This window comes from Alkalihalobacillus pseudalcaliphilus (assembly GCF_028610675.1).
GTDB classification, from domain to species: Bacteria; Bacillota; Bacilli; order Bacillales; family Bacillaceae_D; genus Alkalihalobacillus; species Alkalihalobacillus pseudalcaliphilus.
The window spans coordinates 84,600-103,723 of record NZ_JAQQWS010000006.1 but is presented as its reverse complement, the minus strand read 5'-3'; the positions used below and the strand labels follow the sequence as shown (position 1 = coordinate 103,723).

Below are 19,124 nucleotides of genomic sequence, written 5' to 3'. Positions count from 1 at the left end.
AAGTATTCAATGTAATTAGTACTATTATACCAGTAAAATCACATATTTTAAACGGATATTATTACAATTGTTTGAAAATTTATAAATTAATTTATAAAAACATGAAAATCATCGCCTAGCTTCTACTAAACACATACAGCACATAAAATGACTGTAAAGATTTGGAGAAGAGGAAGTGAATAAATGAATCAAATACGAGAAATTAATCAAGGTCAATTAGTACAATTATTAACAACGGAGAGCCCTGATATTTTGACATTGGATTTCTTATCAACTAGAACTCAAAGTCCACAAGTCAAAGAAATGTGGCAAGTGCTTGTAGCGAGTCGAAGGCAACACTATGATTGGCTCAAAAGCTTTTATACAACAATAAGTGGAAAGGGTGCGACAGTCGATCAGGTTACATTTTCCCGACCTGCCACATATCAAGAAGGTATTGTTGAGCAAATTAATGAATACCATCAAAGATTACGTCGACTTATGAATTTGCTTAATGAGGCAAACAGTGATTTTGAACAGCAATATTTACGGACACTGATTTACTACTTTGAAAGGGAAGGTTATATACTGAATCAAATACAGCAATTGGAACGTTAAATAAAGAATAAAATGAGTGGAAGGCAACCATGCTAATAGTCAAGGTGTGAAATAGCCTTAGCTTTAACTTTTTAGTTATTTAACACAAAGCTTCTTTACAAAACTAAAGTAATTTGTTAGAATATTATAAAAATAAGAAATTTGGATAGGGACTGAACGAGTGCTCGTTAAGTTAATTGAAAAGGAGAGGGAGAATCATGACCGTTTCAGAACAGAAAAAAATTGAAGATATCCAAAGAAGGGTAGAACTTTTATCAAATGAGTTAAAAATGCTACAAGAGCAACCAGAAGAATCAAATAAATTTGAGTTGACTGAAGCTGGTGATGGTCTGCTTAGAACATATAATTGAAAATTGAAAAAGCCTCTGAAGTCCCATATAAACAGGGCTCAGAGACTTTTTCGTTATTCTGCTTCTTCAAGAGCTAATAATAACTCAGTTAATAGTGTTGAGAATGAGGCAAGACGTTCTTCAACTCTTCCAGGGAATTTATCATTAATTACTTCTAAAGTATCGTTTTCGGTATGCCAGAAGCTCCCGTGTTCTTCTGTTTGAGTATAGCCATCTAAATCACCAATTTCCCAGTTTGTTGCTTCGAAATAAGCATACGGGATACCTGCTGCATTAAAAGCTGCGTGGTCACTCCAGTCACCTGTTGTCCCTTCAGGGTAATCGGCATTTAAACCAGGATTAATTTCAATGTCTAAGTCGTGCTCAATTGCTAAGTCTAATGCTAAATCACGAATAAAACTATTTTCTCCTGCACTACCGTGTACATACATTTTGTCACCAGAAACTAAGCTGTCTAAATTAATCATACCAACTGTTTGTTCTACTTCTTTTGCTGACATTTCACTCACATAATGATTTGAACCTTTTAATCCGACTTCTTCTGCACCAAATCCAATAAAAATAATAGAGTAAGGTGTTTCAATGTCCTTCAGGCGTTCAGCTGCTTCTAACATTACACCAACACCTGAAGCGTTGTCATCAACACCAAGTCCTTCTGAGACAGAGTCGAAGTGAGCACCTACAATGATCGATTGTTCAGACTGACCTTCTTTAAAAGCGATTATATTTTTTGAGTCAAAAGATTCTTCATCTTTTTCATACGTAAAAGGCTGTACTTCTGTTTCGTATCCTAACTGTTCAAATTGGTCTTTTACATATTGTCCGGCTTCTTCTTCTGTTTCAGAAGCGGCAATTCTTTGACCAAGTTCGCCTGATAAATATTCAACATGTGTTAATGCGATTTCACCAGATTGAAGTTCTTCTTCAGATGTTTCGGTCGGAGTGTTCTCCTCCGTAGTGACATCGTCTTCAGCTTGATTGTTTGTCTCGTCTTCATTTGTTCCACATGCCATTAGTAGCACACTACCGATGAGCATAATCGAAAATAACTTCATCTTTTTCATTTACATCCCTCACCTATCTTGGTTTTCAAAGTTGTCTACAAGAATATACATCATAATTAGTATAAATACAATCATTATTTTTGTGTGTTTATAAATGTGTGTTTAATAGCCGTTTGTCGTTGGTGTATTTATTTTAGTTATTGAATATTTGTATATTTATTCAAAATCTCGTTTTATTTCTTTTTTTGCCGAATTATTGGTAAAATAATGATATTCGATTGAAATGAGGAGGCTTTTCTAATGGAGAATTTGGACAAGCAAGTTTGCAAAACTAAGAAGTGTAGCTCTTTAAGTAAAGGGCTATGGATTGGAGGAGCTATTGTCTTAACTGCTGTTTTATTAAAGAAGGATTGGCGTGAAAAAGTAATTTCTGAAGCCAATGGATTAAAGAAATGTTCCGTTAATGCATACGAGTTTGTTCGAGATAACCGTGAGGAAATTGTCAGCCAAGTGCGCGTGACCGCAAATGAGGTATCAGAGGTTGTCCGCGGAATTAGCGAGGATGTAAAAAAAATTGGGGAAAGTGCCGCTCACCTCAAGGAAAGTTCTGAAGAGCTTTATAAAGCCACAAAAGAAAGTGCTCAAGAAATCAAAGAGTTAAAAAATAAAAATCATGAATAGCATTTTTATTTGAGGACATGATAATAATCGAGGCAGGCAGTGATGCTTCCTCAATCACTAATCACATATAGCATGTTGTTCAAAGTTGCAATAGGTGAAGAGCTATTTTTGTTGTGTGATTACCTATGAGGTGATTCTATTGTACAGGGATAAGGATTTTTCATTTTGTTAATCAAAATGAGATGAGGTGTCTCCAAAAGACAAAAATCGTTTCTACCCCAGATTGTAGATTGAATATTAGCTGTGATTAGCTAAGAAGATGGTCACATTTCGTTGGCCATCTTCTTCTATTTCAATGGTAGGGAGAGATAGGCATGAGCGAAAAGAAAAAAAGAAAACAAAAGTCAGGCAAAAACCAAAACAGTCAACATAAAACGAGTAGTTCTGCCAATAAAAAAAATACGTACCATTAATCAGAAGAACTCTAGGCCTAGGTCTAGAGTTTTTTTAGTAATGATAGATGTAAGAATTTCCTCGGAAATAGTCGATTGCAATATTTTTATCTCCTTTGGATAATTTTAAGCAAGTTCGCTCAAACTAATTTTAACCTAGACATCGATCAGTAATTTTTAAGGAGGAAAAACAATGAAGCGATTTCTTGCTTTAAGTGTCATGTTAAGTATGATGTTGACTTTACATTTACATGTGTATGCAGAAACAATAAATAAAGATGAAGAAGAGCCACAAAAATCGTCTGAGGTAACACCTGATGAGAAAAAGTCATTTGAGATTCCTAACTCTGTATTAAACATTGGAAAGGACAATACGTATACAAATCCGACCCAAGAATTACCTTATTTAAAGCCGAGTGAACTCGCACAAAGATTAATTGATACAAGTGAAGCGGTAAGTATTAAAAACCCTGATTTAGTAAAGATTTTAAATGAATCGACGATTTCTTTTCCTAAATTGGCTATTGGTTTCAGAGCCTCCATTTACTTAGGGGAATGGCCTTTATCTTATGAATCTGAAGGAACCGAAGTGAACTGGGAGTTTCAAAAGGTTAATACAAACTATGTAGATAATCGCGGTGGTAATGCTGTTCATAAGCTCAAGTATTACCAAGAACAACAGAAAAAAATTAACGGTGGTCTAACAGCAAAAATTCCTAATAGTGAAGCTGTACAAAAAATGATGATGATTAAAGCCGCTGAAGTTACTCATCTGCCGCTGTCTTTTGATACGGTTATTGGTCAAGGAACTAAAAAGGAACAAACGTATAATGTTCCGCCTAGCCAAGTAGGTTATTTAAATAGCTATGTTCCCGCTGTACATGAAACGGGTAAAGTGACATATGGTGAAGTTTTCTTAACTTTTAAAGGTGGTAAATCGTCGATTGAAGTGAAAAACATAACCCAGCAAGGAATTGGAGCATGGATTCCAATACAGGATCATTTATCTTTTACATTTATGTCCTCAAACCAACCAAGATAAAAAGGCGAGCCCAAAAGGCTGCCTTTTTTGTTGATTATATATTTGTAGATCGCTTCGTGAAATCAATTTCTGGATAATAGGCATCTTTTACTAGAAGATTAGGTCCTAAGCATTTGACGCTTGGACAATGGCAGTTCAAAGATTGAGCAATATCTGATTGAACCCATGTTTTATAGGAACTTGGAAGTGAATTCGATTGGATATTTCCAAGTGGTGGTGCATCACCGAAATCCGTCACGATAATTTCTCCATCAAAAATATTCACATTTAAGCGAGAGCGACCATCTGGATCATTCCTAACTGTTACATGCGGCTCCTCTCGTAAGCGTTTCTGTAAAAGTAAATCTTCTTTACGATCGCTACAAGGATAAAAAGGTAAAGTACCGAATAACATCCACGTATTTGAGTCTCTAACATCGAGTAAACGATGAATGCCAGAGCGGATGTCTTCTAATGAAGCAACCTCAAGGGCACTAGCGAAATCACTAGGGTACATAGGGTGGACTTCATGTCTTTGGCAGCCCATGTCTACAATTTGTTGATGGATTTTCTCTAAATGAGGTAAAGTTCTTTTGTTAATCATCGTTTCTGCGGAAACAATAACTCCTCGGCTTGTTAGTTCTTTGGCATTTTTAACCATACGATCAAACATCGCTTGGCGCTGAGTAAGTGAAGGTTTTTTATCCATAACGGCAAAGCCAATTTCTTGGAAATCCTCAACAGAGCCATAGTTAAAAGAGATATGTAAAACATCTAAATATGGAATAATGAGTTCATATCGTTTTAAATCAAGTGTGAGATTGGAATTGATTTGAGTGCGAACTCCACGTTCGTGGGCATATTTTAATAAAGGCACGACATAATTTTTAACCGACTTCATTGAAAGCATCGGTTCACCACCGGTAATACTAAATGCTTTTAAATGAGGAATTTCATCGAGCCTCTGAATGAGTAGGTCGAGTGGAAGTGGATTCGGGTCCTTTGGTGATAAAGTATAACCAACTGCACAATGCTCACAGCGCATATTACATAAAGTTGTTGTCGTAAATTCTATATTCGTTAATTCGAGATGGCCGAATTGTTCGATATCCTGATAAGCTTCCCAAGGGTCAAATTTTGGAGTTATCTGAGGTATTGAAGTATGTAGCAATGTTATCCTACTCCTTTAACTTTTCAACGTTCACTCTTCATCATAACGCATATCGGTTCATTTCAAAAGATCTAGATTTAATAGATAACATCTTCCATTGTGGGCTATTGCATATTTTGTTAAACTTATTGAAGGTTAGAATTCGTACAAATATTACATATTTATGATAGATAGGAGCGAGATAGAATGGGTGGAGCGATAGATAATAAAAGTGAGCAAGTACATTATTTACAAGCACGTTTTGAAATGGTGATGACGATGCTTGATGCAATCGATCCTGAAGAAGCAGGCGTAGAAGAAATTGATCGTCTGATTTCAATGTTAGATGAGATTGAAAATAAATGTAAGCAATTTAGACATGATTGGTCAGAATAAGCATCATGTCTATGAATTTATATTTAATTCGTCACGCTCAATCTGAAGGGAATCGCTTAAAAAGAATTCAAGGAACTATGGACTTTCCACTTTCTGAGGAAGGTGAGAAGCAGGCAATAGCTCTTGGCGATAGGTTCAAAAAGGTTGATTTAGATTATTTATATACAAGTGATTTAACAAGAGCCTTTGTGACGGCCGAAGCAATTGCCGATACGAAAGGTATGGCTGCCCAACCTTGGGAAAAGCTCCGTGAGGTACATTTAGGTCCATTACAAGGAAAAACGCGGGAAGAGATTTATGCCCAATATCCTGAAGCTAATAAAGAATCATTGATTACTTCAGGCATTGCTGGTACAGAGACAGTGGCAGAGCTAGAGGCAAGGTGTGAAACATTACTAGATCAGCTCCTCCTTGCACATCGTGATAAAAACGTAGCAATTGTTTCTCATGGTGGCTTTTTAAGCGTGCTGATGATGTATATTTTAACGGGAAAAGACTGGGTTAATTATCATCGACCATTTCGGTTTGGTAATACAAGTGTCACTCATTTAGAATGGCCGCGTGGTACTGGTAAGCCATATTTACATTATATGAACGACCGAACACATCTCCGTGACCAGCTAAATGCGATGACCGATAGAAAAATAGATATTTTATAAAATAGCCAAAAGACCCTTTGTCGAATTCGAGAAAGGGTCTTTTGGTTTTTTGTACTGGACAAAGGCAGAGAGAATAAGTGGGGTGGCATAATAGAATATACGGAGGTTGTGAGGTGAAAAAGCGTTAGAAATTCTGAGCAAAAGCCGAATCACAGGGTTACGAGCATCAGCTCTAACGTCAATACAAAAACCCACCCCTAGCCATTTCATTTTTTAATACAATGTGAATTCGTTTACATTTTAACCTTTAAGAAAAATGTGACAAGGAGTATAATAATAGAGTGCGAGTTTTGTCATAAGCTTTATGGGGGATGCCGTGAGATGTGCAAATGGAACGGTATAGTGTAAAGCTGCAAATGATTCAAATCTTCAAGTGTAAAAAGGAGTTGGATGTTGTGGAGAAGTTACATGATAGTATTTATCAATTAATTGTAGAAACATCAACGAATTTACCGAATGATGTTAGACGAGCAATAAAGGCAGCAAAAGAAAAAGAAAATGCAGGCACGCGTGCAGCATTATCTTTAGGAACAATTACAGAAAATATTGAAATGGCAGATGAGAAAATCTCACCAATTTGCCAAGATACAGGTATGCCAACATTTGAAATTAAAGTGCCTGTTGGTGTCAATCAAATCAAGATGAAAAAAGTGATATATGCAGCCATTGCTGAGGCCACAAAGGATGCTAAGTTGCGTCCCAACTCGGTTGACTCTTTAACTGGGAAAAATTCAGGTGATAATTTAGGTGAAGGAACACCTGTCATTCACTTCGAGCAATGGGAACAAGACGTTATCGATGTCCGTCTCATACTTAAAGGTGGAGGCTGTGAGAATAAAAATATTCAGTACAGTTTACCGGCTGAGCTCGAGGGATTAGGACGAGCTGGTCGTGATTTAGATGGTATTAGAAAATGTATTATGCATTCCGTTTATCAAGCACAGGGTCAAGGTTGTAGTGCAGGTTTTATCGGAGTAGGTATCGGTGGTGACCGTACAACCAGTTATTCGCTTGCAAAAGAACAGCTTTTCCGTACGGTCGATGATGTCAATTCAAATCCTGACTTACAAAAGCTTGAAGATTACGTCCTAGAAAATGCGAACAAACTTGGTATTGGAACGATGGGATTTGGTGGAGAAGCCACTTTACTAGGCTGTAAAGTAGGAGCGATGAACCGCTTACCAGCAAGCTTCTTCGTCTCCGTAGCCTATAATTGCTGGGCTTACCGTCGTCTTGGTGTCGTATTGAATATAGAGACAGGCGAGATTCAAGAATGGTTATATAAAGATGGGGAAAAAGTTGAACTTAACCAAACGGATGAAGAAGTTGCGGCCGCGGCCGAGGAACAAGATGGTGTCCGTGAAGTTGTACTCGAAGCTCCTATCACTGAGGAAAAGATTCGCGAGCTAAAAGTGGGAGATGTCGTGATTATTAATGGAATGATGCACACTGGCCGTGACGCCATACACCATCATTTAATGGATCATGATGCACCGATAAATTTAAATGGTCAAATTATTTATCATTGTGGTCCTGTTATGGCAAAGGATGAGCAAGGGAATTGGGTTGTTAAAGCTGCTGGTCCAACAACAAGTATTCGAGAAGAGCCATACCAAGGTGACATTATGAAGAAATTTGGGATTCGAGCTGTTATTGGTAAAGGTGGTATGGGACCAAAAACTTTAAAAGCATTAGAAGAACACGGTGGAGTGTATTTGAATGCAATTGGTGGAGCGGCTCAATACTACGCTGACTGTATAAAAGAAGTTAAAGGTGTAGATTTAATGGAATTCGGAATTCCTGAGGCAATGTGGCATTTAGACGTAAAAGGCTTTGCTGCTATTGTTACGATGGATTCACACGGAAATAGCTTACATGCCGATGTCGATAAGTCATCTTTAGAAAAGCTTGCTCAATTTAAAGAGCCCGTGTTTAAATAAAAATTCAAAAGCCGTCCATTTTAGTCAATAAAAAGGACGGCTTTTCTCACAATGTATATGTCGGAATATTTAGTTATCATGTGCTATATAAAATATAATTTTAGGTTGTATCATTAATTTGTTCATTATATTTTAAGGAGTGATCCAATGAATTCAACAAAAAGCTTAGTCGTAGTTGGTGCCCATTGTGGTGATGCAGAGATTCAAGCGGGTGCTATCGCCCATAAATATGCAAAAGCTGGCTGGGAGGTTACATTCCTTCATTTAACAGCTGGTGAGAAGGGAAATCCCACTCACATGTCTGTGGATGAGTACCGTGTGCAAAAAATTAAAGAGTCACATCAAGTTGCTAAATTACTAGGTGGCAGTAGTATTACATTAAATTATAAAGATGCGGAATTAGTTTTAAGTGATGAAATAATAACGGAAGTAGCTAAGCATATGAGGAGGCTGAGACCTGATCTAGTTATTACACACTGGGAAAAAAGCATCCATCCTGACCATATGTTATGTCAGCAAATTGTTCAGGCCGCCCAGTTAAAAACAGGGTTAGTTGGTTTTGAACTCGATGGACTTCCACCACATTATTATCCTTATTTTCACAGTGAAAACTGGGAGGATATGGAGGAGTATGTTCCGGATATATATGTTGATGTGACCGAAGAATTCGAGACGTATCTAGAGGCTTTGTCCCATTACTGGTTTATTATGAATTCAACGTCATTTCGGTATTATGATTATTATCAAGCGTTGGGTACGATGCGAGGGTGTTTAAATCGTACGAAGTATGCACAAACATTAAAAATGGCACGTGGGCAGAATGTACGAAAGGGTTCGCATATTCCTGGATTTGAAATATAAAGAGGAGGGGATAAAAATGTTTACATTTCGTCATTATCAGTCTGGAGATGAAAAGGCAATTGTTGAGCTTTGGAATAAAACGTTAAAAGAAGATCCAATAACACCCAAAAGGTTTAGTCATTTAGTTCTTTTAGATGCCAATTTTGATCCAGTAGGTTTACGTCTAGCTTTTGTTAAAGAGAAACTTATTGGTGTTGTTTATGCTGTGCGCAGGTTGGTGCCACTCGGAGTAAATTTGGAGACTGACAATGGGTGGATTCCATTCTTTTTTGTTGCAGAAGATTATCAGAAACAAGATGTGGCGTCGAAACTATTTCATGATGCAGAGTTTTTTTTACAGGAGTTAGGCAGAACATCCGTCTTTTTTGCCTCCTATGCACCTAATTACATCTTACCTGGATTAGATGAAGAGGCTTATCCATCAGGGTATCAGTTCTTGTTAAAACAAGGTTTTCAAAAACTTTATTCACCTGTTGCTATGGATAGGAGTCTTATTAAATGGAAGCCTCATAAAGAAATTGAGCAACTAAAAGCTTTAAGAGAAAGTGAAGGTTTTTCGTTCAAACAACTGGAAAATCAAGATATATATGAAATTATCTTATTTGCTAATCAACAATTTAATCCCGACTGGGGGAGGGCCATTCGAGAAGGGCTCTTACAAGGTTTACCGATGGGACAAGTACTTGTCATTAGGTTTAAAGGTGAGGTTGTAGGTTTTTGTATGTACGGTGGTTATGAAGGAATTGCAGAGCGTTTTGGGCCGTTCGGTGTAGCGGAAACGATGCAAGGTAAAGGCTTAGGTAAAATTTTATTGCAAGATTGCTTACAACAAATGCGTTCAGAAGGATTGCATCATGCCTGGTTTTTGTGGACGAGTGAAAAGTCTGCTGCGGGTCACCTATACCTGAAAGCTGGTTTTTCGGTTACAAGACGCTTCCACGTTATGAAAAAAGAATTAACATAGTGATTTATAGCTGCTCATTTCAAAAAGTTAAATGTACTGAAACTAATTCAAGCATTTCTAGCCATTTTTATTGCTACCTTTTCTTGACTTAGGGTTTGTGAGAATAATGTTAGTTATTCGTGAGAAACTAAGCAAAAAATGATAGGAATGATGAGTTGTGAAGCACTTAATTTCTGTATTGTGTATGAGCGTATGCATCACGCTCGTTTTTGGCTCCTTCCCACTTACAGCATTCGCTGAGCAGTCCTATAACTGGAGCTATATCCCAGCGAAAAACAATGTTCCCGTTAAGACTGAAACGATTTATCAAGAGCTTTTAGATAAAACGGGTGGTATTTTTATTGGGAATACAGGACAGAAACATTTATATGTAACCTTTGACAATGGTTATGAAAATGGTTATACGGAAGAGGTTTTAAATGTTCTAAAAGCAAAAAAAGTACCAGCTACTTTTTTTGTAACAGGTCATTACTTAGAAACGGCACCAGACTTGGTTAAACGGATGGTTGCAGAAGGTCATATTGTGGGAAATCATTCCTGGCATCATCCAAGCTTACCTACAGTAGGGGATGGTAAACTGATTGAGGAGCTTGATAAAGTTAAAAAGAAATTCACTGAGCTAACGGGCGTTAAGGAAATGAATTATCTACGGGCTCCTCGAGGTGAGTTTAGTGAACGAAGCTTAACGCTTTCCAATAAGCTCGGTTATACGAATGTTTTTTGGTCGATGGCTTATAAAGATTGGGATGTGAATGCACAGAAGGGTGGAGAATATGCCTATAACAACATCATGAAACGTATTCACCCTGGTGCTATTATGCTTATTCATTCTGTATCATCTGATAATGCCGAGGCATTACCACGCGTCATTGACGAAGCAAGGAAATTAGGCTATGAATTTAAAAGCTTAGATGACTTAATGTTTGAAAGACAAATGGAACAGCTCCCATTTCCAAGATAATAAGTTAAAATAGCTCTTTTGGGGGCTATTTTTATTTTGGGCGAAATTGATGATTCATGGGTATGATTCAGATGCCGAGCAAATGAAAATACGCAGCAATGGCGAAGGAAAAATAGAGATCAATGCTGAGGCTGCAAAGATAAAGATAAAGAAATCATGAAGCCAAAAAATCCAGTACAACATTGTGACAGATGGCATGGTAATACAAATATTAAAAGGTTAAACCTATATCAGCATTAGCAGTAACGTCATACAGAACCCACATGCGAAGCCCGATTCACTTCGCCACCAACAAAGATGAAAATAGCGTTTGGCTCTCTAACTTTGACTTATCAATTCATTTGGTTTTGTATGGGAAGTGTACGAACCAGAGGGTCTGCATGAAAAGGAGCGAGCGTGACAGTTATTTAAGTGATGTGCCGCGAGTAACGTTGCGACATGTCGATGAAGGCAGTAGGTCGACATGATCAAGGGCAAAAAAGGACGAGATCATGTCGATGAAAATGGCTAGTCACATATAATCATGGGTAAAAAAGCCGGACATGTTAATAACTCAAAGGAACCGATGACCAGTTCAAGACACAAACTTTCGCTCCCAAGTAACTTTCATACAAAACTGCCATGATGACTTGCTCAGCAACTCATCACCAACAAAAATGAACGTATGGTTTTGCTCTATAACTGGTGGCTTTTTTTCAATGAGGTTTTTTGAACGAGAGAAGCACACGAACCAAAGAGTCTACACGGAAAAGGTCGAACATGTCAGTTACTCAAAGGAAAAGCGTGAGTAACTGCACGAAAAAGGCCGAACATGTCAGTTACTCAAAGGAAAAGCGTGAGTAACTACACGAAAAAGGCCAAACATGTCAGTTACGCAAAGGAAAAGCGTGAGTAACTACACGAAAAAGGCCAAACATGTCAGTTACTCGAAGGAAAAGCGTGAGTAACTGCACGAAAAAGGCCAAACATGTCAGTTGCACAAAGGAAAAGCGTGAGTAACTGCACGAAAAATGCCGAACATGTCAGTTACTCAAAGGAAAAGCGTGAGTAACTACACGAAAAAGGCCAAACATGTCAGTTACTCGAAGGAAGAAGGTGAGTAACTGCACGAAAAAGACTGAAGAAGCCCCAGTCACTCCGCCACCAACAAAAACGAAAGTATGGTTTTGCTCTTTTAACTGGTGGCTTTTCATACAATATGATTTTGCTTCTTGGTTTGTTAGCTTTAATTATTTCTTATTTATTCATTTGTATGAGAAGTGTACGAATCAAGAAGCCTGCACTAGCCAAAGCGGAGGGAATGGGGAGGCCGACTCCTGCAGGAGGAAAGGGCAGGCTGAGATCCACTTGCGTAAGCAAGTTAGCTCAGCGCCCGCCTGCGGAAAGCGTGCCCCCATTCCCGGAGCGATCTTCGAAGAAGAGCACTTGAGCTTTAGTTAACTTTCATATAAAAAAGACTACCGTCCACAAAAGGTAGTCTCCTCCCACATTTAGTTTAAAAGGGTTTCATGTCCAATCGCTTTGGCAATTGTTTCAAGTGTACTTACATCCGTCACGTCAAACGCAATAGGCTGTAGACTGCGGACAAGCATAAGTCCAATCTCTTTGTCTTCTTGGTTCATAATTGGAAATTTGAGCTCTCCATTACATTCCCATCTAATATCGTTCTCAAATGAGGAAGCAGCTACCAGTTTATGGTCTAGCTGTTCATATAAATATATCCCAGCCCAATTAATATAAGGCACATTTTCTACTAAACTGGTTACCGTCTTTTCATAAATAGATTGAGCACTATTTTTTTGATAAACATGGGCCATAATTTGTAGTGAAGCAACATCTGTAGGTATAGACAAAACAATCTCTCCTTAAAAAGCAAACAAAAGGTCGCTTTCAAAAGTTTTTTATGGCAGAACTTATTAAATCAACACAACTTACGAATAAAATTATGTATAATAAGCATTTGCCTTATGTTCTGTCATTGTAACAAAAAAAGAAACAGTTCCGTTCTAGAAAGTTTAGGAAGTTTTTTGAACATGCTATAATGGAGGGCATATATCAAAAGAATCGAGTATTTTTCAAAGTTGCTGTTATAAGGTGGAATTTGTTAATGAATCAAAAAAAGAGATATCATAAACCAAAAGAAGACGTTCATATAAAAGTTGGACAGCGTTTTCCATTAACGATCAAAAGACTAGGCATTAATGGAGAAGGAGTCGGATATTTTAAACGGAAGGTTGTTTTTGTTCCAGGAGCGTTACCAGAAGAAGAAATTGTCGCCGAAGTAACGAAGGTCGGCACAAAATTCTCTGAGGCAAAAATTAGTAAGGTTCGTAAAGCTTCACCAAATAGGGTGGAGCCCCCTTGCCCTATCTATGATCAATGTGGAGGTTGTCAGCTCCAACATATGACGTATGAAAGCACCTTGAGTGCAAAGAAAGATATTATCGTACAAGCATTTGAACGCTATTCAAAGCTTTCGTTAGATAAAATCAAAGTTCAAGAAACAATTGGTATGGAGGAGCCTTGGTATTATCGGAATAAGAGTCAAATGCAGGTCGGTAAAAAAAATGGAGAAGTGATTGCCGGTTTGTATGCTGAAAAGTCCCATGAACTTATTGATCTATCCGCATGTATCGTTCAACATAAGACGACAAATAAAGTAACAACCGTCATTAAGCAAATCTTGAATGATTTCCAAGTCTCTATTTACGATGAACGAAAAAGACGCGGTCTCATTCGAACGATTGTAACTCGAGTTGGTTTTGAGACAGGCCAAGTGCAGGTCGTATTAGTCACAACGGATATGAATATACCGAGGCTCAACTTAATAACAGCGGAAATTAATAAGCGTCTACCAGAAGTAACATCTTTACAGTTAAATGTTAATAATAAGAAAACCTCGCTCATTTTTGGTGATAAAACGGTTCATTTAGATGGTGAAGAAGTCATCGAAGAGCGTTTAGGGGATATTTCATTTGATTTATCGGCAAGAGCATTTTTTCAATTAAATCCAAAACAAACGGTCAAGCTTTATAATGAAGCACAAAAAGCGGCCAAACTGACTGGAACAGAAAAAATCGTTGATGCTTATTGTGGTGTCGGAACGATTGGACTGTGGCTAGCAGACAAAGCCTCTGAAGTAAGAGGGATGGATGTCATTGAGGATTCTATTCAAGACGCTAGAAAAAATGCTAAGAAACACGGATTTGAGCATGTGCGTTATGAGGTGGGGTCAGCAGAAAAATGGTTACCAAGGTGGGTGAAGGAAGGCTGGAAGCCAGATGTCATTCTCGTTGATCCGCCAAGAACCGGCTGCGATGATAAGCTTTTGCAATCAATCATTGAAGTAAAACCAAAACGTGTCGTATACGTGTCCTGTAATCCTTCGACACTAGCCAAAGATGTGGAGCTGCTACGAAAAGCGGGTTACAAAGTCAAAGGCATCCAGCCAGTAGATATGTTCCCATGGACAGCACAAGTAGAGAGTGTGACGGAGTTAGTATTGTGAATGTAACCCCATAATAAAGTCTTCCGAAACAGAATAAACATTTCCGAAAAAAGACTCGAATTTTGTGAGAATAAACATCTCCGAAATCGGGTCTTTTTTCTGTCTAAAACGTCTGAAAACGAACAGTATCAATGGTTTTCCAATATCTCTTTCTTTAATTTTCCTTCTTCTATTATCGGAAAATTTTATTTTAACTGCGAAAAAAACGTGAAAAAACGGGTGGAAAAGAGGTGAAAAACGGGTGATTTTTGATCCGGAAAAGGCGAAAAAGGAGGGTTTGTCGGAAAACTTTATTTTAGCTGGAACGGTGGAATGGGGGTTTGAAGTGGGTGATTTCGGATGAGTTTATTTGGGGGGAACATAGTTAGAATAAATTTATAGAATTAGTACTCAAATTAAGTTGTCTTATTAAGAGTTTAGAAATAAGAGTAGTAGAAATTGGGCTATATAACGTATTTAAGAATCATAACTGTATACTGCTATTTTTTTAAAAAGGGTACTAGTCTAAGTTCTTGCTGATGAAGGTGTGAAAAGATTAAAGGCACTGTGACAATGGCATTATGTTAATACTTAGATTTCATAGTAGCATATGAATTAATTAAAGATAGGCTATGTTGCTAAAGGATCAGGTTAAAAGAGAGGGATTGTAACACTTTTATAGAAGTATAAAATACTATAAAGAACTCTTTATAGGCTATAAGTCGTAAGAGATGTTAATTGGGGATGATTAATTGAAAAAAATCTTAATTGTTGGAGCGACAGGAACACTTGGACAACTAGTATACCGTGACATTAGACGTCTTTTTCCAGAAGATGTGACCTTCGCAATTACTGACTATAATAAGGAAAGAGGTATAGATTTTGCCTCTAATAAAGGTAAGGGTACTGAATGGCGCTACCTGAATGTGATGGATGCTGGTAGTATTGAGCAAGCATTAGTAGGAGTAGATTTCGTTGTTATCTTAGTAAAGCAACTTGAACCTAAGATTCAAGAGTTATGTATAGAAAGGAAAATTCCCTCATTAGATGTTACTCCTTTCTATGCTTTGTATACAGATACAATTAAGTATGGCGATTATGCCTTAGGGCAAGAGACGGGTGTATTATTATTCTCAGGATTCTTGCCAGGTCTATCTGGTTTACTCATTCAGAAAGCTGTTGCTAATTTTGACAAGATAGAGTCTGTAGATATAGGGTTCTTACAAAATAAGAATGCCAATGTTGGAATAACAGGAATAAAAGACATGCTTCGTTTGATCAATGAGCCAATTAGAAATCAAGAAAAAACTTTTAGCTTCTCCCAGACAAGAAAAATGTCTTTCCTGGGACATCAGAAACCAAAAAAAGTGAGGAATATTGAACACGCCGAAAGATTATTACTAATCGATAAATATCCAATAAGTTATTGGACTGGTTGGAGTGATAACACGTTCAATACTTTAATATACATCCTAAAAAAAGCTGGATTATTACCATTCATAATTAAACTTAGTCCTAATATAATGAAAAAAATCGTTAAACATAACCCTGAAAATCCAGAGGAAGCTATTCTTACTGTTGAAGTTAAAGGGCATATTCAAAATAAATTAACAATAAAAAGGTATTCACTACAGACTTTCTCAGATTATCAAACGACATCACTGGTGACGGCAGCTCTTTTAAAAATTATGTTATCAAAACAGGTAGATGGTGTGGTCGTACCTTATGAAATAACAAACATTGATGAAGTTCTTGGTCTTATTAATAATAAAGATATAAAACTAGAAGAGATAGAATGATGCAGTTTCTAAGGAAGGGGAAATATGGTGTTCCTTTTTATATTTCGAATTAGTGATGTTTTAGTTAGTGGTCCTCCCTTATGTAATAAATTTATTTTTAATATGATGTGTTAACAGAAGCCGTGTTGTGCCCCAAGATTGCTTAATTATAGCGTAACATTGAAACCTAAGTAAGCCAATGACGTATGAATATTAAGGATTGAAGTATATGAAAAAGAATAAACCAAATCATATCTTTTATTTTATTAATGCACCAATTCTTATCTTATTGGCTATTCTATCCCACTTCTTTTTTGAATATTTAGGATTAAATGGAGTGCCAAGTATTATAATTTTTGGAGCTTTAGGTTTCATGTTTTAGTAGGAGTATCCCAGTATCGGAAATATCATGCCTACTAGGACGTTCTGCTGCTATTAGGAAGGAACAATTCCATTGCCCTAACTAGAATGGGTTACGTAGAGTGAAGTTAAATGCAGTCAAATACAGTTTGGTCAATAGAAAAACTCTAATTATTAATAGGTTTTTTGAAACCTGTGAGGTTCACAACATTTTAAGGAGAAATCTTTCGGGACCTTAAATGAATAGGATATTCTATATCTAAACACTGAATTCATGATTTTTGAGAAGATTTATAGGATTTAGATAGGAACCCTCCAATGGAGAGTTCCTTTTATTAATCTTAATTTTAAAATGTATTGTGAGGTGATGATTTCTAACATCAAATTCATATTGAATCACGATTTATTATTATTAGTTTGAGCTTTACTTATAACTTTACTAGCTATAAAGTTTATGGCTTATAGAACAAGAATAACGAATATTGGTTCAACATAATCACCCATCATCCATACAAGAACAAAATAGGTTGCTCCAAATATAAGTGTTAAGAAAATGTCTTTACCTAATATAGTTATTCCTCTCCTTCATTTTGTGAAAATATTTCTTCTAAAGGTACACTTTTGATGTGAAAAGGTATTGATAAGGTTTCAATAATCATATTTATACATTTAATAGAATTCCTGACAGATGATTCAGACCTCATATGGGTTCCAATAAATCTTGAATACATTTTTTAAGCTGTAAGTTCTAATAGGTAGGTCGATTTGGGTATCAAATATAGCCTGAATGAATAAATACGATAGTTAGTATATAGGGTTTGTTTTGAATAGTAAGAATATTAGAATAAACACTCTTCTTTTATCAAAAGGAGTTAAAATTATTAGAAGGTGAGAAAAGAAAATCAATAACGCTTGCTTACTCTACCGGGGACCATATGAAACTATTGGTAAAACCCATGCTAAACTTCATCAATGGCTTCATTGTAGTAACTATAAATTAATTGAACCGCTACGAGAAGCAGTAATTGATGGGATCTTGAATGAAAGAGAGCCAGAATGTTGGCTAACCGAAGTCCAGTTCCCAATTAATGAGAAGTGTGTAACACTCATTTTCAAAATAAACTCAAGTTTGTGAACATGATAGATGTACGTATTGAGGCTTTCCTTAACTAAATGTAAGCCTTTTTCTTATGACATTAAAGAAGCAGGTTACTCAAACAAAAAGACCCGTAAAATTTTACGGGTCTTTTCTACCTTAAACTAATTTTGAAGTTAAAGAATCCACATTTCTATTTAGCCATGTTAACTGTTTGGTTGTCAGCATAGCAATTTCTAAATATTCCTTTGGTAGCTGTTCATATGGTTCATAGAAGTTACTAACTGCCAACTGGAAGAAATAAAGATAAGTCATCGCATTTAAATCGTATTCGTTAAGAGTAAAGTTCTTTGAATAATTCTCTACATATCGTTTAAGTGAATTAACGTTAATTTCTCCACTCTTAGCAATAGGATCTGCATAAGCAAATGACATGATTACTTCCCAGCAAGCGGGTAAATAACAGGCATCTGTCCAATCAATTGTGTATAATTTTGTGTCTTTATTTATTATTTGAGAAGTATAGTAGTCTCCGTGTGAGTTCGTAATGGTAAGCCTAGAATAATCAAACGAATAGTTACTAACTGATTTTAGATATTCTAGTCGTTTCGTTATGTCTTCTATAATCATAGTATCATTTAATTGCTGTGCCTTTCTTAACGTATTCAGATAAGATTGACGAGCAATATCAATTTGATTACTAGTAAACAATTCTTGATTAATCAGTCCTTTTTTTAAATTAGGGATGTTTGATAATACATCTTGAATTTTTCCTAAATTTTGGGCAGATAAGTCCATGAACCGTTGCGTTCCACTATTTAAGTCAAAGGTTTCGCCCCTGATATATTCTTGTAAGTGATAATTATTACCATCGACTAAGAAAGTATAGGTGCCATGATTAGATTGTACGATTCTCGCTACCGAAATTTCGTTTTCGTGAAGGTACTTGACCAATTTCCCTTCTTCTTCGGGAGCATCAATAGATGATGGGATACGTTTAAGAACATATTCTCCCTTGGACGTATTTAAGTGATACGTTGCAGCGACGTTATGGTTGCTAAGTTGTGTTAATTTGTTAATCTTTAAATCATACTGTTCGCTCAGTACATCAATAATTTTAGTTTCTATCATTTTCAACACTCTCCTCGTTTATTTACTATTGAGAAAAGTGTTGAACCAGACTTAAACATAAGTTTTTCAAACAAAGACCTCCTAATATGATAAATATTCTATAAAAGATACTTACTAAAATCAACAAACATCATATGGAAATTTGCGAAAAAAGTATTTGAAAGAGCAAATTATAAACCTATATACTGTTATTCATGAAAGGTACTAGTCTAAGTTCTTGCTGGTAAAGGTGAAAGAATTAATCGCACTGAATCAGCGGCAGTAATTTAATGAATATACCTCATTGTGGTCTTATA

Annotated in this window: 16 protein-coding genes; 12 read left to right on the top strand and 4 right to left on the bottom strand. The window is 36.5% G+C overall.

What is annotated here, in order from left to right:
• The first annotated feature begins 183 nt into the window (after window positions 1–183).
• On the top strand, window positions 184–597 hold the full coding sequence (locus tag PQ479_RS13780; protein ID WP_047989720.1) for a hypothetical protein: 414 nt from the start codon (window positions 184–186) through the stop codon (window positions 595–597).
• Between the two features lie 197 nt (window positions 598–794).
• On the top strand, window positions 795–947 hold the full coding sequence (locus PQ479_RS13775) for a hypothetical protein (protein WP_273717040.1): 153 nt from the start codon (window positions 795–797) through the stop codon (window positions 945–947).
• Between the two features lie 53 nt (window positions 948–1,000).
• Here PQ479_RS13775 and PQ479_RS13770 read toward each other — a convergent pair whose 3' ends face one another.
• Window positions 1,001–2,011: a M20/M25/M40 family metallo-hydrolase gene (locus tag PQ479_RS13770; protein ID WP_053070456.1), complete on the bottom strand. Its 1,011-nt coding sequence runs from the start codon at window positions 2,009–2,011 to the stop codon at window positions 1,001–1,003.
• Between the two features lie 240 nt (window positions 2,012–2,251).
• On the opposite strand from PQ479_RS13770, the gene PQ479_RS13765 reads away from it, so the two are divergent.
• Entirely contained in the window at window positions 2,252–2,632 is a 381-nt protein-coding gene (locus PQ479_RS13765; protein ID WP_047989719.1) for a hypothetical protein, read from the top strand.
• A gap of 585 nt (window positions 2,633–3,217) precedes the next feature.
• The gene (locus tag PQ479_RS13760) at window positions 3,218–4,066 is read left to right on the top strand and encodes a YfkD famly protein (protein ID WP_047989718.1); all 849 of its coding nucleotides are present in this window, start codon (window positions 3,218–3,220) and stop codon (window positions 4,064–4,066) included.
• Between the two features lie 34 nt (window positions 4,067–4,100).
• Here PQ479_RS13760 and yfkAB read toward each other — a convergent pair whose 3' ends face one another.
• On the bottom strand, window positions 4,101–5,216 hold the full coding sequence (yfkAB, locus tag PQ479_RS13755; protein WP_047989717.1) for a radical SAM/CxCxxxxC motif protein YfkAB: 1,116 nt from the start codon (window positions 5,214–5,216) through the stop codon (window positions 4,101–4,103).
• 186 nt (window positions 5,217–5,402) lie between these two features.
• On the opposite strand from yfkAB, the gene PQ479_RS13750 reads away from it, so the two are divergent.
• From PQ479_RS13750 to pdaA, 6 genes are all read left to right on the top strand, one after another.
• Window positions 5,403–5,591 carry an SE1561 family protein gene (locus PQ479_RS13750; RefSeq protein WP_047989716.1) on the top strand — a complete coding sequence of 63 codons (189 nt, stop codon included), beginning with the start codon at window positions 5,403–5,405 and terminating at the stop codon, window positions 5,589–5,591.
• Window positions 5,592–5,596: 5 nt separating this feature from the next.
• Window positions 5,597–6,250 carry a histidine phosphatase family protein gene (locus PQ479_RS13745; RefSeq protein WP_273717039.1) on the top strand — a complete coding sequence of 218 codons (654 nt, stop codon included), beginning with the start codon at window positions 5,597–5,599 and terminating at the stop codon, window positions 6,248–6,250.
• A gap of 395 nt (window positions 6,251–6,645) precedes the next feature.
• The gene (locus PQ479_RS13740; RefSeq protein ID WP_047989715.1) at window positions 6,646–8,190 is read left to right on the top strand and encodes a fumarate hydratase; all 1,545 of its coding nucleotides are present in this window, start codon (window positions 6,646–6,648) and stop codon (window positions 8,188–8,190) included.
• Between the two features lie 147 nt (window positions 8,191–8,337).
• A complete protein-coding gene (locus tag PQ479_RS13735) occupies window positions 8,338–9,051 on the top strand; it encodes a PIG-L deacetylase family protein (RefSeq protein ID WP_047989714.1) in 714 nt (237 codons plus the stop codon).
• 16 nt (window positions 9,052–9,067) lie between these two features.
• Window positions 9,068–10,015 (top strand): GNAT family N-acetyltransferase, encoded by a 948-nt coding sequence (locus tag PQ479_RS13730; protein ID WP_047989713.1) that lies wholly within the window; start codon window positions 9,068–9,070, stop codon window positions 10,013–10,015.
• A gap of 184 nt (window positions 10,016–10,199) precedes the next feature.
• Window positions 10,200–10,976 (top strand): delta-lactam-biosynthetic de-N-acetylase, encoded by a 777-nt coding sequence (pdaA, locus tag PQ479_RS13725; RefSeq protein ID WP_047990069.1) that lies wholly within the window; start codon window positions 10,200–10,202, stop codon window positions 10,974–10,976.
• Window positions 10,977–12,466: 1,490 nt separating this feature from the next.
• Here the strand turns inward: pdaA and PQ479_RS13720 are convergent.
• Window positions 12,467–12,829 carry a hypothetical protein gene (locus PQ479_RS13720; protein WP_047989711.1) on the bottom strand — a complete coding sequence of 121 codons (363 nt, stop codon included), beginning with the start codon at window positions 12,827–12,829 and terminating at the stop codon, window positions 12,467–12,469.
• A 254-nt stretch (window positions 12,830–13,083) separates the two neighbouring features.
• Here PQ479_RS13720 and rlmD point away from each other — a divergent pair, with 254 nt between their 5' ends.
• Window positions 13,084–14,484, top strand: coding sequence for a 23S rRNA (uracil(1939)-C(5))-methyltransferase RlmD (gene rlmD, locus PQ479_RS13715; RefSeq protein WP_047989710.1), 1,401 nt, complete (start codon window positions 13,084–13,086; stop codon window positions 14,482–14,484).
• A 731-nt stretch (window positions 14,485–15,215) separates the two neighbouring features.
• A complete protein-coding gene (locus PQ479_RS13710; protein WP_047989709.1) occupies window positions 15,216–16,262 on the top strand; it encodes a saccharopine dehydrogenase NADP-binding domain-containing protein in 1,047 nt (348 codons plus the stop codon).
• Window positions 16,263–17,856: 1,594 nt separating this feature from the next.
• On the opposite strand, the gene PQ479_RS13705 is transcribed toward PQ479_RS13710, so the two are convergent.
• Entirely contained in the window at window positions 17,857–18,828 is a 972-nt protein-coding gene (locus PQ479_RS13705) for a phosphotransferase (RefSeq protein ID WP_047989708.1), read from the bottom strand.
• Between the last annotated feature and the right edge of the window lie 296 nt (window positions 18,829–19,124).

Excerpts from the sequence above, each read along its gene's own strand:
- PQ479_RS13780 (WP_047989720.1), top strand. The coding sequence starts at position 184 with ATGAATCAAATACGAGAAATTAATCAAGGTCAATTAGTACAATTATTA.
- PQ479_RS13775 (WP_273717040.1), top strand. The coding sequence starts at position 795 with ATGACCGTTTCAGAACAGAAAAAAATTGAAGATATCCAAAGAAGGGTA.
- PQ479_RS13770 (WP_053070456.1), bottom strand. The coding sequence starts at position 2,011 with ATGAAAAAGATGAAGTTATTTTCGATTATGCTCATCGGTAGTGTGCTA.
- PQ479_RS13765 (WP_047989719.1), top strand. The coding sequence starts at position 2,252 with ATGGAGAATTTGGACAAGCAAGTTTGCAAAACTAAGAAGTGTAGCTCT.
- PQ479_RS13760 (WP_047989718.1), top strand. The coding sequence starts at position 3,218 with ATGAAGCGATTTCTTGCTTTAAGTGTCATGTTAAGTATGATGTTGACT.
- PQ479_RS13750 (WP_047989716.1), top strand. The coding sequence starts at position 5,403 with ATGGGTGGAGCGATAGATAATAAAAGTGAGCAAGTACATTATTTACAA.
- PQ479_RS13745 (WP_273717039.1), top strand. The coding sequence starts at position 5,597 with ATGTCTATGAATTTATATTTAATTCGTCACGCTCAATCTGAAGGGAAT.
- PQ479_RS13735 (WP_047989714.1), top strand. The coding sequence starts at position 8,338 with ATGAATTCAACAAAAAGCTTAGTCGTAGTTGGTGCCCATTGTGGTGAT.
- PQ479_RS13730 (WP_047989713.1), top strand. The coding sequence starts at position 9,068 with ATGTTTACATTTCGTCATTATCAGTCTGGAGATGAAAAGGCAATTGTT.
- pdaA (WP_047990069.1), top strand. The coding sequence starts at position 10,200 with ATGAGCGTATGCATCACGCTCGTTTTTGGCTCCTTCCCACTTACAGCA.
- rlmD (WP_047989710.1), top strand. The coding sequence starts at position 13,084 with ATGAATCAAAAAAAGAGATATCATAAACCAAAAGAAGACGTTCATATA.
- PQ479_RS13705 (WP_047989708.1), bottom strand. The coding sequence starts at position 18,828 with ATGATAGAAACTAAAATTATTGATGTACTGAGCGAACAGTATGATTTA.